This window comes from Pseudomonadota bacterium (genome assembly GCA_030859565.1).
GTDB lineage: Bacteria > Pseudomonadota > Gammaproteobacteria > JACCXJ01 > JACCXJ01 > USCg-Taylor.
In genome coordinates, this window is sequence record JALZJW010000107.1 from 1 (window position 1) to 13,359 (window position 13,359).

A 13,359-nucleotide genomic window follows, 5' to 3' on the forward strand; every position below is an offset into this window, starting at 1 on the left:
GGGGGGATTCTCCGCGTATTGAATCGTGCCATCGGGACGCTGACGAAACCACTCCGGTCTCTCGCGGACATAGGGGTGGTCCGGCGAGCATTGGAACGCGATATCGAGCGCGATCTCGATGTCGTATCCTCGTGCCGTCTCTAAAAACCGCCGAAAATCATCCAGCGTCCCGAGCTCGGGATGCGTCGCCTTATGACCGCCTTCCTGGCTACCGATGGCCCAAGGGCTGCCCGGATCGCGAAGAGTGGCTGTGAGCGCATTATTGCGGCCTTTACGTTTCGTGTGGCCGATCGGGTGGATAGGCGGCAGATAGAGCACATCGAAACCCATCTCCGCGATGTAGGGTAAGCGAGCCTCCAGATCGCGGAATGTGGCGTGCCGCCCCGGAGTGTCGGCGCAGGAGCGGGGAAACAGTTCGTACCAGGTGCTGAAACGCGCCCGTTCCCGGTCCACCACTACCTCGAGCTCGCGCGGATGGTGGGTCGCAAAGCGGCGATCGGCATAGCGGCCCATCAGCTTATTGAGATCCGGATCAGCCGCCAAAGCACGCCCCTCCTCTACGTTGCTCGCGCTACGGAGGGCCGCCGCAATTTCCCTGAGCCGTTTGGTATGGCTCCCTTTCGCCCGTCCGGCAGCGTCTTCGATCCGATCGGCTCCGATGAGAAGAGCAAGGGCAATATCCTCCGGCAGAACGCGCTTTATCAGATCTTGCCGCCAAGACGCGAAGGGATCGATCCACCCCATCACGGTGTATCGGTAGCAGCCGAGCTCGGTCACGGTGAATTCGCCTCGCCAACGATCGTTGCCCAGGGGCTGCATCGGCACTTCGCTCCATTGGGAACCATCCGCTCGTCGATAGCGCAGCATGCAAGCGATCGCGTCATGGCCGTCCGTGTAGACATCGGCTTCCACCACTACCCGCTCGCCCAGCGTGCGTTTGATGGCAAAGCGGCCGGCGTCGATCTCGGGCTTGACCTCCTCGATGACGACCCGGTTTCTTTCGTTCGCTCGGGTAATCGGTGACATTCGCTGACCGCGTAGCGACGGCTGGCCTATCCGCTCTTAAGGAAGAGTACACCGAGCGGTGGCAGGGTCAAAGAGTGCGAGTGATAGCCTCCGTGCTGTGGCACGGGCGCGGCCTCTACGTCTCCGAGATTTCGGTAACCGCCCCCCATAGGGCTGGGCATCGCTGTTCAAGATCTCGCGCCACTTGCCCACGCGCGGCACCCCCACCCGATAGTTCAGCCTCGGCGCCGGCGTGAAATTGCAAACGACGAGTATGCTGTGCTCAGGTCGCTCGCCGCCCCTGATAAAAGCGATCACGCGTTGGACCCCTTGCTGGGCAGCGTATTGCAGGAGATGCCGGTCGAAGCTCGCATCGTGATTCCATTCACGCCACTGGCCAAATTCACTGCCCATGAACAATACCGTCTTGCCCGGATGGGCATATAGGGAATAGGGATTTTAAAAGGCCTTCTTCTTCAAAAGAGAAGATACGACTCGACCTGTTAGCTGTCAAACACGTGGGTTCTCGCGCAGCATACCACGCCTTAAGTGATCCGCTACTTCCCGACGCAAAACGTAGAAAAAATTTCGCCCAAAAGGTCGTCGCTAGTAAAGTCGCCGGTGATTTCGCTCAAGGCTTGCTGGGCCAGGTGCAGATGTTCCGCCACGAGCTCCGGTCCGCGCGCGGCGAGAAACGTCTTTTGGGCCTCTTGTACGCACGCCTGTACCCGCCGCAGGCCATCGACATGGCGCTTGCGCGCACTGAAGGCGCCAACGGGAGCTTCGTGGTAATCCACGCAGCTCTTTAGGTACTGCTCGAGGAGCGCCACGCCGGCGCCCGTCTTCGCCGAGAGGTAGACTGCATCGCCGCTGGGGCCAGCGCGCACGGCCGGCTCCACACCGATGAGGTCGATCTTGTTGTGTACCCAGGTCAGGCGCGCGCCCGCGGAAAGCCCCTCGATTTCATCGCCGGGATCGCGGGCTCCGGGATCGCTCGCGTCAAGCACGAAGAGCACGTGATCTGCTTGCGCGACCGCCGCGCGGGTGCGCCGGATCCCCTCGCTTTCAATCGGGTCGGATGTGCCACGCAAGCCCGCGGTATCGGTGAAATGGAACGGCAACCCGCCGAGGCTGATCTCGACACGAATCGCATCGCGCGTGGTACCCGCCACCGCAGTCACGATCGCGCAATCTTCGCGCGCCAAGCGGTTCAAGAGACTGGATTTGCCGACATTCGTGGGGCCCGCTATCACTACCCGCACGCCATCGGTGAGCATTCGCCCGAGCGTCGCCTGCGTGATCAAGCTGGCGGTAGCACGAAGCGCGCCCTCCAGTTGCTCGCCCAAACGCGCCGTATCCACCGCATCGATCTCCTCCTCGGGGAAATCGAGCGTCCCTTCTAGATGAACCCGGACTGCGACGAGCTGCTCGAAGATCTCGCGCACGCGCGCCGAGAACTCCCCTTCCAAAGAACGCAGAGCGGCGCGCGCGGTTTCGGCCGTCGCGCTATCGATGAGATCCGCGATGGCCTCGGCCTGAGTGAGATCGAGTTTGCCGTTCAGGAAAGCGCGTTCCGAAAACTCTCCGGGGCGCGCCAGCCGAGCACCTAAGCTCGATGCTTTTTGCAGCAGCAGGTCCAGCGCGACTGGGCTGCCATGAGCGTGCAGTTCTAAGACGTCTTCGCCGGTATAAGAATGTGGCGCTTCGTAAAGCAGAGCGATCCCTTGATCCAGCGTTTCGCCGTCAGTCCCAACAAAGCGCGCATAGGTCGCGACGCGCGGCGACAGTGGCCGGCGAACGATGTTGTCGGCGATTGGGCGGGCCAATGGCCCCGAGATGCGCACAATCCCGATTCCTCCCCGTCCGGGCGGGGAAGCGATGGCGGTAATTGTATCCCGTTCAGGAGCTACCACGTGGCAAGGCCAGCACGAACATGACTGGCGGCAGTCTCAATGCCGGAAGCGCACGAAGATTAGCGGGAACCGCCCGTCGCACAGGCATGCTCGGACGCGCTTCTCTCAAGAAACACAACGCAAACCGCAAAGCCGCCCACCGTGTTTCTTCCAAACGCCTTCCGTCACGGGCGGTTATTCAGCTAACCCGCCTTAGCCGGGTGTGCCGTTTCGCCATATTGCTTGTTGATCAACCATTGCTGTCCGATCGACAGTACGTTGTTTGCAAGCCAATAGAGGACCAACCCCGACGGGAAGAACGCGAAAAAAACGGTAAGCACGATGGGCAGAAGCTGCATTACTTTCTGCTGCATGGGATCGATTGGGGTCGGATTAAGCTTATATTGTATAAGCATGGTGGCGCCCATTAGCACCGGTAGAACAAAAAACGGATCGGGTGCGGACAGGTCTTTTATCCAAAATCCAAAGGTCGCTTGGCGTAATTCCACGCTTTCAAGCAAGACCCAGTATAACGCGATAAAGACCGGGATCTGCACGAGGATTGGCAGGCAGCCACCAAACGGATTGACTTTCTCTTCTTTGTAAAGCTCCATGACGGCTTGATTCATTTTCATGCGGTCGTCTTCGTGACGCTCCCGCAGCGCCTGCAAGCGGGGCTGGAGCTTCTTCATCTTCGCCATCGAGCGATAGCTCGCCGCGGATAATTGAAAGAACATGACTTTCAAAATGACGGTCACAAACACGATGGCCCAACCCCAGTTGCCGATGAAGCGGTGAAGCTTCTCCAACAACCAAAAAATCGGCTTACCTATGAACCATAGCACGCCGTAGTCGACCGTGAGCTCAAGCCCGGGAGCAATCTTCTCGAGGACATGCTGAAGCTTTGGGCCTAAGTAAATCCCCATGTCGATCGCGTGATCTGCCCCGGAGGGGACGCTCACTTCCGGCCCGTAGAGGCCGATCAGATAGCGTTTCCCGTCGTCCAAAATCTTCGAATAATAGTGGTAAGTCTCCTTGGGATCGGGAACTAGCGCGGCGACGAAATAGTGTTGCAGTATCGCCGCCCAACCGTTAGAGACATCGCGGTCAACGGGCTTTTCCTGCATGTCATCGAAATCGATTTTCTCGTAACGCTTTTCCACGCTCGAGATGGCGGCGCCGGTATAGGTGTAAATAAAACCATACCCCGATTCTGATTGGCCGCGCTGAAGCTGGCCATAAACGCGGCCGGCCCAAGGGGTAAGTCCCTCGTTTGCAATTTCATAGCGCAAGTTGACGAGATAGCTACCGCGCTCGAAGGTGTAGATCTTCCGTACCGTAAGTCCTTGCGCCGGACCCCAGGTAAATACGACTCTTAACGAATTCTTGGCGTTTCCCAACTCGTAATCGCCTTGCTCGCTCCGATACTCGCTGTGATGATCCGGGGCAACCTCCGCGCTTCTTAACCCTCCTTGCACAACGAAGGTTAGCGATTCGCTCCGGTCAAGGAAAACAAACGGTTTGTCAGGGGCGTCCACGGATACGGGAAATTCACGCAGCTTCGCTTTTTCGATGACCGCGCCGATCTTGTTGATGTCGAGATCCAGGACATCGGTTCTGACGCGGACGTACGAACCTTCCTTGCCTTCCTGCTCGGCCTCTTGATCGGAAACCGCTGCGCTAGGCTCCTCGTCGTGCTCTACGGTGGGAACGTCGGTCCCTTTAGGCGCCGTCGCCTCGCCGGTTGTCGGCCGTGACCATGGGGATTCGAGGCTACCGTAATCACGCTGCCAAGCTTGCCAAATAAGCAGGGAAATAATACATAACCCCGCGATCATCAGTAATCTAACGTTATCCATCTATGCTAACCCTTAGCACGTGGTACCGGATCAACCCCTCCGGGGTGAAACGGGTGACAATTACATACGCGTTTTATAGTCAAGCGAAGTCCCCACGTTAAACCGTGTAATGCGATGGCCTCCGCGGCATATTGCGAACAACTAGGGTGGAAGCGGCAGTGCCGCCCCATGAACGGGCTCACGAACCGCGTGTAGATCCTAATGAGGGAAATCAGAATTCTCTGCATCGCGCGATACGGTCCCAATGGAATTCGAGTAGATCACGGAACTGTATTCCGGTGAGCTCGCACGCGGGTTTACGAACTATGACCAGCGTATCGAAGCCGGCGAGCTTTGGCTTGTGGTGGCGAAAGAACTCGCGCACACGTCGTTTTAATCGATTCCTTTTTACCGCAAGGCGAACTTGTTTTTTTGGAACCGCGATACCCAGTCTGGCCCGGGTTAATCCATTTGCGCACGCAAGCACCATTACGGAGCGGTCGCTGGATTTGCATCGAGCCGAAAGAAGGCGCCGGAAATCCCGGCGCTCTTTGACTCTGTCCTCCACAGAAAAGGATGCTAGGGCCCTCGCTCGCTTGTCAGTCAAGCCGTCAATCGCTTGCGGCCTTTTGCGCGCCTGGCCCTGATCACCAGCCGCCCGGCCTTGGTTCTCATCCGAGCACGGAAACCGTGTGTCCTCTTGCGCTTGATTTTGCTGGGTTGGTAAGTCCGTTTCATGACAAAGTACCGCGATGGCGGGCATAAAAATAAGCGTGAGATGTTGTACGAATAAGCTTATTCTGTCAAATCACGATGCTTTCTCCATTAATGGCTAAGCACCGTAAATCGGGTATAAACTTCTCAGCTTCCGGGTGTCGTTTCTATAATACGTAGGGAAGGTTCTATGGGGAAATCTCTGTGGCAACGCTGCCTCGCCAAACTAGAGTGCGAATTACCGCCACAACAATTCAGCACCTGGATTAGACCTCTCCACGCGGTGGAAGAGGACCGTAATCTCAAGTTGCTGGCCCCTAACCGGTTCGTACTTGAGTGGATCAAGGACAAGTACCTTGAGCGGATAGTAGACCTCGTCACTCATCTTGCAGAAGCCGAAGGCGTGAAGGTCTTCCTCTCGGTCGGGAGCCATTCGGGGCGGACCAAGGCAGGTAATACACTGCATTGCTTGCCTAAGAGTAGCAACCGCGACGCCCCGATTAATCGCGGCCTAAAACCCGATTTTACCTTTGAAACTTTCGTCGAGGGCAAATCCAACCAGCTTGCGCGGGCCGCGTCCCTACAGGTCGCCGAGAATCCAGGAGCGGCATACAATCCACTTTTTATCTGTGGTGGAGTCGGGCTCGGCAAGACGCACTGCATGCATGCAGTCGGGAACATGATTTGCCGGATCCGCCCAAATGCAAATGTCGTGTACCTGCACTCCGAACGCTTCGTGGCGGATATGGTCAAGGCGCTACAACATAACACTATTAACGATTTCAAGCGTTTCTATCGCTCCGTCGATGCCTTGCTCATCGATGATATTCAGTTTTTCGCGGGCAAGGAACGCTCTCAGGAGGAGTTCTTCCATACCTTCAACGCTTTGCTCGAAGGTCAACAACAAATTGTTCTAACATGTGATCGTTACCCGAAGGAGGTCCAAGGCGTCGAGGAACGATTAAAATCGCGCTTTGGATGGGGTCTGATGGTTGCCATTGAACCTCCGGAACTAGAAACACGTGTTGCAATTCTAATGATTAAGGCTGAATTGGCGCGAATAGTGCTTGCTGATGAAGTTGCCTTTTTTATCGGGAAGCGTTTTCGCTCCAATGTGAGGGAATTGGAAGGCGCTCTGCATCGTGTCATTGCAAACTCTCAATTTACCGGGCGACCCATAACCCTGGAGTTCGCAAAGGATGCGTTAAAAGACCTCCTTGCCTTAAACGACAAGCTTGTAACAATCGATAACATCCAGAAAACCGTGGCGGACTTCTACAAAACACGCGTGTCCGACCTGGTATCGCACCGTCGCAATCGCTCCATCGCACGTCCTCGACAAATCGCGATCGCATTGTCCAAAGAGTTGACTAATCATAGCCTTCCGGAGATCGGCGATGCGTTCGGGGGTAGAGACCATACTACCGTTCTACATGCGTACAGAAAAGTATCTGAATTGCGCAAGCTCGAACAACGCTTCGACGACGATTACTTAACGCTTTACAGGATCCTGACCACATGATGTGAATTCCCTGTGAACAACCCCCATACCGGTAGTCTCCATTTCATCTTGTCCACCCTTATTCACAGAAAGCGCGCCCGGTTATTAACCATATATCCACCAGAAGATACGTATTTAAGCTACTGTTTATTAAGCTAAGGCTTTTATGGATGCAATTAAAATGCTTTGCATTAAAGCGAAATTAATATGAGCCTATGAAATTATCTATTGAGCGTGAGAGGCTCCTTTTGCCGCTGCAAAAACTGAGTGGGATCCTGGATCGAAATCAGTCTACCCCGATTCTAGGCCATGTGTTGGTGTCCGCGCGTGAAGATTTTGTGTCGTGTTCGGCGACCGACATGGAAGTCGAGCTTGTCGTTGTTATCGAGCAAGAGCAAGGCGCGATGGAGCCAGGTGAGATAACTCTTCCGGGAAGGAAGCTATTAGATATTTGTCGGGCGCTACCGTCCGGGTGTCGAATCGACATTTCCTGCCAAAGTGGTCAGACCGTCATTCGTTCCGGCAGGAGCCGTTTTACGCTGCAAACACTGCCGGCAGCCGAATTCCCAAGTTTTACCGCATTTTCTCCGCGAGCTACCTTTGATATTGCAAGCGGACAATTAAGGGCGCTTTTGGAAGAAACTCATTTTGCTATGGCGCAGCAGGATGTCAGATATTATTTGAACGGGCTTTTGCTGGAGATTGGCGCGCGCCGGATCCGGGCAGTGGCCACCGATGGGCATCGGCTGGCCTTGAAAGATATACCAGCAAGTACTGCCGTAGTGGAATCGATGCAAATCATCGTACCTAGAAAAGCGGTTATTGAATTGCTGAAAGTGCTGGATGGCGACGGCGGCGAAGCCAACCTATCGATTAGCGACAACCACTTTCAGGTGCAGACAGTGAATGGCACGTTTACTTCCAAGCTTATCGATGGGCGATATCCTGACTACGAAAGGGTGTTGCCGCATAACACAAATAAGATCGTGATGGCCGATCGGGAGCTGCTCCGACAGGGACTGGCGCGTAGCGCCATCTTGTGTACGGACCGTTTCAAGGGCGTACGCATCTCGCTCGATCGGGATACATTACGCTCATGCGGTCAAAACGCGGAGCGGGAGGAATCGGAGGAACAGATCGAGGTTAGCTATAACGATGAGCTACTGGAAGTCGGTTTTAACATCATCTATCTGATCGATGCGCTTGCGGCCATTAAAACGTCTCAAGTACGACTGGAATTTAAGGACACGAGTAGCAGTTGTGTGATTAAGCCGGACGGAGATTCGACGAACGTTTATGTCGTTATGCCTATGAGAATTTGAAAGGCGTGTTGGCTTAGTGTGCGAATAAGCTGTAAGAGGTTTCACGTGGAACATAGGTGGCTGTGGTAAACTCGTTATCCTTCAAGTACCCCCGACCGGCCATGCAAAGCTCAGCTCGATACGATTCCTCGAATATCAAGGTTCTAAAGGGATTAGATGCTGTACGAAAAAGGCCAGGGATGTACATCGGTGACACCGATGACGGCACGGGTCTCCACCACATGGTATTCGAGGTGGTAGATAACAGTGTCGATGAGGCGCTAGCAGGCTACTGCACGGAAATCAATGTCCGTGTTCATAATGACGGATCGGTCACGGTTAAGGATAACGGCCGTGGTATCCCGGTCGACCTACATATCGAAGAGGGACGCTCAGCCGCCGAAGTCATCATGACGACCCTCCACGCGGGCGGTAAATTTGACGATGAATCTTACAAGATCGCAGGCGGTTTGCATGGCGTAGGCGTATCGGTTGTTAATGCGCTATCGGAGTCCTTGAATTTGACGATTAACCGCGATCAGCAATGCTTTTATCAAGAATATGCGGATGGCGAACCAAAAACCCCGATCCGGGTCCTCAGGAGCGCGATACACCGCGGAACGGAAATAAGATTTAAACCAAGCCCGAAGGTATTCTCGAACATAGAGTTTCATTATGATATTTTAGCTAAAAGGCTACGCGAGTTGTCGTTCCTTAATTCCGGTGTCAAGATCGATTTGGTCGATGAGCGCACGGGGCGAAAGGATGGTTTTGAATACAAAGGAGGAATTTCGGCGTTCGTTGAGCATTTGAACAAGAAAAAGACACCCTTACACGCAAGTGTGATCACTATCGGTGTCGCTCGCGAGGAAATCGAGGTGGCCGTCGCCATGCAGTGGAACGATTCCTATCAAGAGAATATCTTTTGTTTTACCAATACCATTCCGCAACGGGACGGCGGTACTCACCTAGCGGGGTTTAAAGGAGGGATTACACGCACGTTTAACCAATACATGGAGCGGGAGGGGATCCTACAAAAAGCTAAGATTCTCGTCGCGGGTGACGATGTCCGCGAGGGGCTAACCGCGGTACTCTCGGTTAAGCTACGGGATCCGAAGTTTTCTTCGCAAACTAAGGACAAGTTGGTGTCGAGTGAAGTGAAGGGTGTCGTGGAAAGCGTCGTCGCCGAGAAACTCGACGAGTTTCTGTTAGAGCGCCCAAACGAGGCGAAGGTCATTACCGATAAAATCATTGATGCTGCGCGCGCCCGCGAAGCGGCGCGCAAAGCCAGAGAGCTGACCAGGCGCAAGACGGCATTGGATATCGCGGGCTTACCCGGCAAACTTGCCGATTGCCAGGAAAAGGACCCAAAACAATCGGAGATTTTTCTGGTCGAGGGCGATTCCGCTGGCGGCTCGGCGAAGCAGGCCAGAGACCGGCGTTTTCAGGCTATCCTTCCGCTCAAGGGAAAGATACTCAATGTTGAGAAGGCCCGGTTTGACAAGATGTTGGCATCGGCCGAGGTGGGCACGCTGATCATGGCCCTTGGATGTGGGATCGGCCGGGAAGAATATAACCCGGACAGACTTCGCTATCACCGGATCATCATCATGACGGACGCCGATATTGATGGTTCGCATATCCGGACCTTGTTGCTCACGTTTTTCTATAGGCAGATGTTTGATCTAGTGGAGCGGGGGCACGTGTATATCGCTCAACCGCCGCTTTACAAGGTGAAGAAGGGAAAGCAGGAGCAATACATAAAAGATGAGCGATCGTTTCTCAACTATTTGCTGTTGAACGCGTTACGCGACGCGCGGTTCTACACACCACATTCTGCTGTCAAATCAGATGACGTACATCGGATCGGGCAGGATTACCTTGTGTGGCGTGAGTTGATTAACCGCTTACAGAGATCACATAACGAGGAAATACTGAAGGGCATCGGAGACATTCCGCTGCTCGGCAGCGAAGAGCTTTCCGACCCAGGATCGCTAGCCATCTGGTGTGCGCGCCTCGATCAACGGTTACAGCAAGCCGACCCACAAGGGACATATAATACGCAATACGATTTGGCGCCCGGCCGCCTAGCGAGAGTCATGACCAAGAAGATTATACATGGCATCGAAGCCACCGATATCTACACGCATGATTTTTTTAAGTCCGGCGAGTACCACCGGCTCGTCGAGCTATCAGCGCACCTTGGCGCAAGCTTGGCGAACGGCGCGAGGGTAGAAATGGGCGGTAAGTCATATCCGATCGGCAGCATGAGAGAAGGGTTTGAGCGTGCTTTGGAAGAATTCCGCAACGGATTGCAGATCCAACGCTACAAAGGGCTCGGCGAAATGAACCCGGAGCAGTTGTGGGAAACCACGATGCATACCGAGTCACGGAGCCTATTGCAAGTGCGTATCGAAGATGCGGTGGCGGCGGATGAGATTTTCACGACGCTGATGGGCGACCAAGTTGAGCCGCGACGCGAGTTTATCGAAGTCAACGCTCTTTCCGTGGGGAACCTAGATACCTGAGCGCGAGAGAGCAAGACGCCGAAGCTTTGCGGTCGATACGTACCGCTTCTACCGGTAGGCACGCGCGGCAACCCACACATCGACTCGCTCCACCCCCTCGGAACGTAATAAGACCGCGAGTTCGCTGGCTGTGTGGCCTGTCGTCATTACGTCGTCGACCAGGGCGACGTGCTGGTATCGCATAGGTTGGTTCAAGTGAAACGCGCGGCGCACGTTGCGGCGTCGCGCTTTAGCCGCTAGGCTTGCCTGCGGAATCGTCTTTCGATTACGGACTGCCGCGTCGTGCAGCAGCGGGATGCGGAGGCATTCGGCGAGGGGCTTAGCGAGCTCAACGGCTTGGTTATAGCCGCGGTCAAAGAGGCGTTTCCAGTGCAGGGGAATGGGAATCAAGCACTCGGGCAAGTCGGTCTGTAAGCGCGCTATCTGTTGATGCATTAGGCGCGCGAGGAGTTCCGCGTAAGCGAGGCGTTGCGAGAACTTGATCGCTTTTATCAGCACATCGACAGGGAAAGCATAGTGATAGGGAGCGAAGCACAGTCCAAAGGGTGGCGGGTATTGCAGGCAAGTACCGCAGATCGTATTTACCGGTAACGGGAGGGCACAGGTGCGGCATGCGTTTGTATTCGCCGGAAGTACGTCGGAACAAGCTTGGCAGAGGAAGCTTTTTGAGGGGATCCGAGCATCGCAAAGAACACAGTGCATGGGCTTTCCGTTAATCGGCAAGGGATCGCGTGCCGACTTAATAAGGTGGCTAATAAAGACACACTTAACACCATGATGAACGCTCGCACAAGCGGCTCTTTGTTTCCCGATCTCACCCTGAAACTCCCAGAGCCTAGGCATGATTGGCAAACGGAGGAGGCTGAGTATATACACAGTCTACCGTTTTCGGATCTCCTGTTTCAAGCGCAAAGCGTTCATCGGCGATATTTTAAGCCCAATACGGTTCAGCTCAGCACATTGCTTAATATCAAGGCCGGGGGTTGTCCGGAAGACTGCGCGTATTGCCCGCAGAGCGCGCGCTACGGCACTTCGGTGAAAGCCGCACGCATGCTTGATGTTGCCATCGTCACGGAGGCCGCCGAAAAGGCGAAACGTGAAGGGGCGACAAGGTTTTGCATGGGGGCCGCATGGCGTAGCCCGCGTCGGGATGATCTGGAGCGCGTGCTTGAAATGGTGAGTGCGGTCAAGCGCCTCGGCTTGGAAACCTGCGCGACCCTCGGCATGTTAACGGCGGAACAAGCCGAGGCGCTAAAAGACGCAGGGCTGGATTATTACAACCACAACCTCGATACCTCCCCCGCGTACTACCCCCGGATTATCACTACGCGAACCTATGAGGACAGGTTGCGGACCCTCGGGCATGTGAGAGCCGCAGGGATGCGGGTATGTTGCGGCGGGATCATCGGTATGGGCGAGAGCCTCCGCGAGCGCTGTTCTTTATTGATGACCCTCGCCAATCTTCCTGAACATCCCGAAAGCGTCCCGATCAATCTCTTGGTGCGGGTTGAGGGAACGCCGCTCGGCGCTGCCGAGATCCCGGATCCCTTCGAGATGGTGCGCACCATCGCGCTCGCGCGCATCTTAATGCCCGCATCCTATGTAAGGTTGTCGGCCGGCAGGAGCAGCATGTCGGATGAGCTGCAAGCCCTTTGTTTTCTTGCCGGAGCTAACTCTGTGTTTTACGGAGAGCAGCTCTTGACGACGGAAAACCCCGCGGCAGGCCATGATCGACGGCTATTTCAGCGCCTCGGGATCACGGCAGTTTGAGCACAGCGGTCTTATCCGTACGAAACGGTGGTGGTAACAATGCTTGGTTTCAGGCTTCTTGCAACCGGTTCCGGATACAGTAAGGATATCGAACGCGAAGAAAGTAAGCATGAAGAAGCAATGCAAGGATGGGAACCGCGCTGAATCGGGACGCTAACGCGCCGGGGTTCGATGCGGCCCTGCTTGCCGGACTGCAACACCTCAAAGAGCACTATCAATATCGCACACGCCGGGTTAAAGAAGGCGCGGAAGGTCCGGAGATCGAGGTCGAAGGCCGTCGCTATGTCGATTTCTCCAGCAACGATTATCTCGGTTTAAGCGGCGACGCGCGCGTTGTTACCGCGTTTCGGCGTGGTTTGGGACGCTATGGCGCCGGCGCCGGCGCGTCGCATCTGGTCTCGGGTCATTGCCAGCCTCATCACGCGCTGGAGCTTGAATTGGCTGCGTTTACCGGCCGGCCCAGGGCGCTGTTATTCTCAACAGGCTATCTGGCGAACCTCGGGATCGCCAGCGCGTTGTTTCGGCGAAACGATACCGTGATCGAGGATCGGGCCAACCATGCCTCGCTGGTCGATGCGGCGATCCTCGCGCGCTCTCGCCTGGTGCGTTATCCCCATCGCAATATCGGGGCGCTTGAACGCCTGCTTTCAAAAGGCCGGGGCGGGCGCACCTATGTCGTGACGGATGCCGTTTTTAGCATGGACGGCGACCTCGCGCCTTTGGTCGAAATCGCCAGCTTGTGCGCGCGGCACAAAGCGGTGCTGGTGGTTGATGACGCGCATGGGTTCGGCGTGTTGGGTGTGGATGGGG

13 protein-coding genes are annotated in these 13,359 nt (G+C 55.4%); 6 read left to right on the forward strand and 7 right to left on the reverse strand.

Annotation, left to right across the window (positions count from 1 at the left end):
- Window positions 1-1,026 (reverse strand): DUF3416 domain-containing protein (locus tag M3436_14875; GenBank protein ID MDQ3565350.1); only part of this gene is annotated, 1,026 nt, incomplete at its 3' end.
- Between the two features lie 36 nt (window positions 1,027-1,062).
- Complete coding sequence (locus M3436_14880) at window positions 1,063-1,323, reverse strand: alpha amylase C-terminal domain-containing protein (protein MDQ3565351.1); 261 nt, start codon at window positions 1,321-1,323, stop codon at window positions 1,063-1,065.
- Between M3436_14880 and M3436_14885 the strand changes: the two genes are divergently transcribed.
- On the forward strand, window positions 1,285-1,452 hold the full coding sequence (locus M3436_14885; GenBank protein MDQ3565352.1) for a hypothetical protein: 168 nt from the start codon (window positions 1,285-1,287) through the stop codon (window positions 1,450-1,452). The genes M3436_14880 and M3436_14885 overlap by 39 nt on opposite strands.
- Before the next feature lie 110 nt (window positions 1,453-1,562).
- On the opposite strand, the gene mnmE is transcribed toward M3436_14885, so the two are convergent.
- The 4 genes from mnmE to rpmH all read right to left on the reverse strand — a co-directional run bounded on the left by mnmE (window position 1,563) and on the right by rpmH (window position 5,473).
- Window positions 1,563-2,858: a tRNA uridine-5-carboxymethylaminomethyl(34) synthesis GTPase MnmE gene (gene mnmE, locus M3436_14890; GenBank protein ID MDQ3565353.1), complete on the reverse strand. Its 1,296-nt coding sequence runs from the start codon at window positions 2,856-2,858 to the stop codon at window positions 1,563-1,565.
- A 242-nt stretch (window positions 2,859-3,100) separates the two neighbouring features.
- A complete protein-coding gene (gene yidC, locus M3436_14895) occupies window positions 3,101-4,756 on the reverse strand; it encodes a membrane protein insertase YidC (protein MDQ3565354.1) in 1,656 nt (551 codons plus the stop codon).
- Between the two features lie 5 nt (window positions 4,757-4,761).
- Complete coding sequence (gene yidD / locus M3436_14900) at window positions 4,762-4,983, reverse strand: membrane protein insertion efficiency factor YidD (GenBank protein MDQ3565355.1); 222 nt, start codon at window positions 4,981-4,983, stop codon at window positions 4,762-4,764.
- Between the two features lie 355 nt (window positions 4,984-5,338).
- The gene (gene rpmH / locus M3436_14905) at window positions 5,339-5,473 is read right to left on the reverse strand and encodes a 50S ribosomal protein L34 (GenBank protein ID MDQ3565356.1); all 135 of its coding nucleotides are present in this window, start codon (window positions 5,471-5,473) and stop codon (window positions 5,339-5,341) included.
- Window positions 5,474-5,639: 166 nt separating this feature from the next.
- On the opposite strand from rpmH, the gene dnaA reads away from it, so the two are divergent.
- The 3 genes from dnaA to gyrB all read left to right on the forward strand — a co-directional run bounded on the left by dnaA (window position 5,640) and on the right by gyrB (window position 10,779).
- Window positions 5,640-6,971 (forward strand): chromosomal replication initiator protein DnaA, encoded by a 1,332-nt coding sequence (gene dnaA, locus M3436_14910; GenBank protein MDQ3565357.1) that lies wholly within the window; start codon window positions 5,640-5,642, stop codon window positions 6,969-6,971.
- 194 nt (window positions 6,972-7,165) lie between these two features.
- Window positions 7,166-8,272: a DNA polymerase III subunit beta gene (gene dnaN, locus M3436_14915; GenBank protein ID MDQ3565358.1), complete on the forward strand. Its 1,107-nt coding sequence runs from the start codon at window positions 7,166-7,168 to the stop codon at window positions 8,270-8,272.
- A 101-nt stretch (window positions 8,273-8,373) separates the two neighbouring features.
- Window positions 8,374-10,779 (forward strand): DNA topoisomerase (ATP-hydrolyzing) subunit B, encoded by a 2,406-nt coding sequence (gene gyrB / locus M3436_14920; GenBank protein MDQ3565359.1) that lies wholly within the window; start codon window positions 8,374-8,376, stop codon window positions 10,777-10,779.
- 48 nt (window positions 10,780-10,827) lie between these two features.
- Here the strand turns inward: gyrB and M3436_14925 are convergent, their stop codons facing one another.
- Window positions 10,828-11,277, reverse strand: a complete 450-nt coding sequence (locus M3436_14925; GenBank protein MDQ3565360.1) for a ComF family protein — start codon at window positions 11,275-11,277, stop codon at window positions 10,828-10,830.
- A gap of 279 nt (window positions 11,278-11,556) precedes the next feature.
- Between M3436_14925 and bioB the strand changes: the two genes are divergently transcribed.
- Both bioB and M3436_14935 read left to right on the forward strand, forming a co-directional pair.
- Window positions 11,557-12,549, forward strand: a complete 993-nt coding sequence (bioB, locus tag M3436_14930; protein ID MDQ3565361.1) for a biotin synthase BioB — start codon at window positions 11,557-11,559, stop codon at window positions 12,547-12,549.
- Window positions 12,550-12,677: 128 nt separating this feature from the next.
- The coding region (locus M3436_14935; protein ID MDQ3565362.1) for an aminotransferase class I/II-fold pyridoxal phosphate-dependent enzyme at window positions 12,678-13,359 on the forward strand (682 nt) is incomplete at its 3' end.

Coding starts and splice junctions, on each gene's coding strand:
- yidC (MDQ3565354.1), bottom strand. CDS start 4,756: ATGGATAACGTTAGATTACTGATGATCGCGGGGTTATGTATTATTTCC.
- yidD (MDQ3565355.1), bottom strand. CDS start 4,983: ATGCAGAGAATTCTGATTTCCCTCATTAGGATCTACACGCGGTTCGTG.
- rpmH (MDQ3565356.1), bottom strand. CDS start 5,473: ATGAAACGGACTTACCAACCCAGCAAAATCAAGCGCAAGAGGACACAC.
- dnaA (MDQ3565357.1), top strand. CDS start 5,640: ATGGGGAAATCTCTGTGGCAACGCTGCCTCGCCAAACTAGAGTGCGAA.
- dnaN (MDQ3565358.1), top strand. CDS start 7,166: ATGAAATTATCTATTGAGCGTGAGAGGCTCCTTTTGCCGCTGCAAAAA.
- gyrB (MDQ3565359.1), top strand. CDS start 8,374: ATGCAAAGCTCAGCTCGATACGATTCCTCGAATATCAAGGTTCTAAAG.
- bioB (MDQ3565361.1), top strand. CDS start 11,557: ATGAACGCTCGCACAAGCGGCTCTTTGTTTCCCGATCTCACCCTGAAA.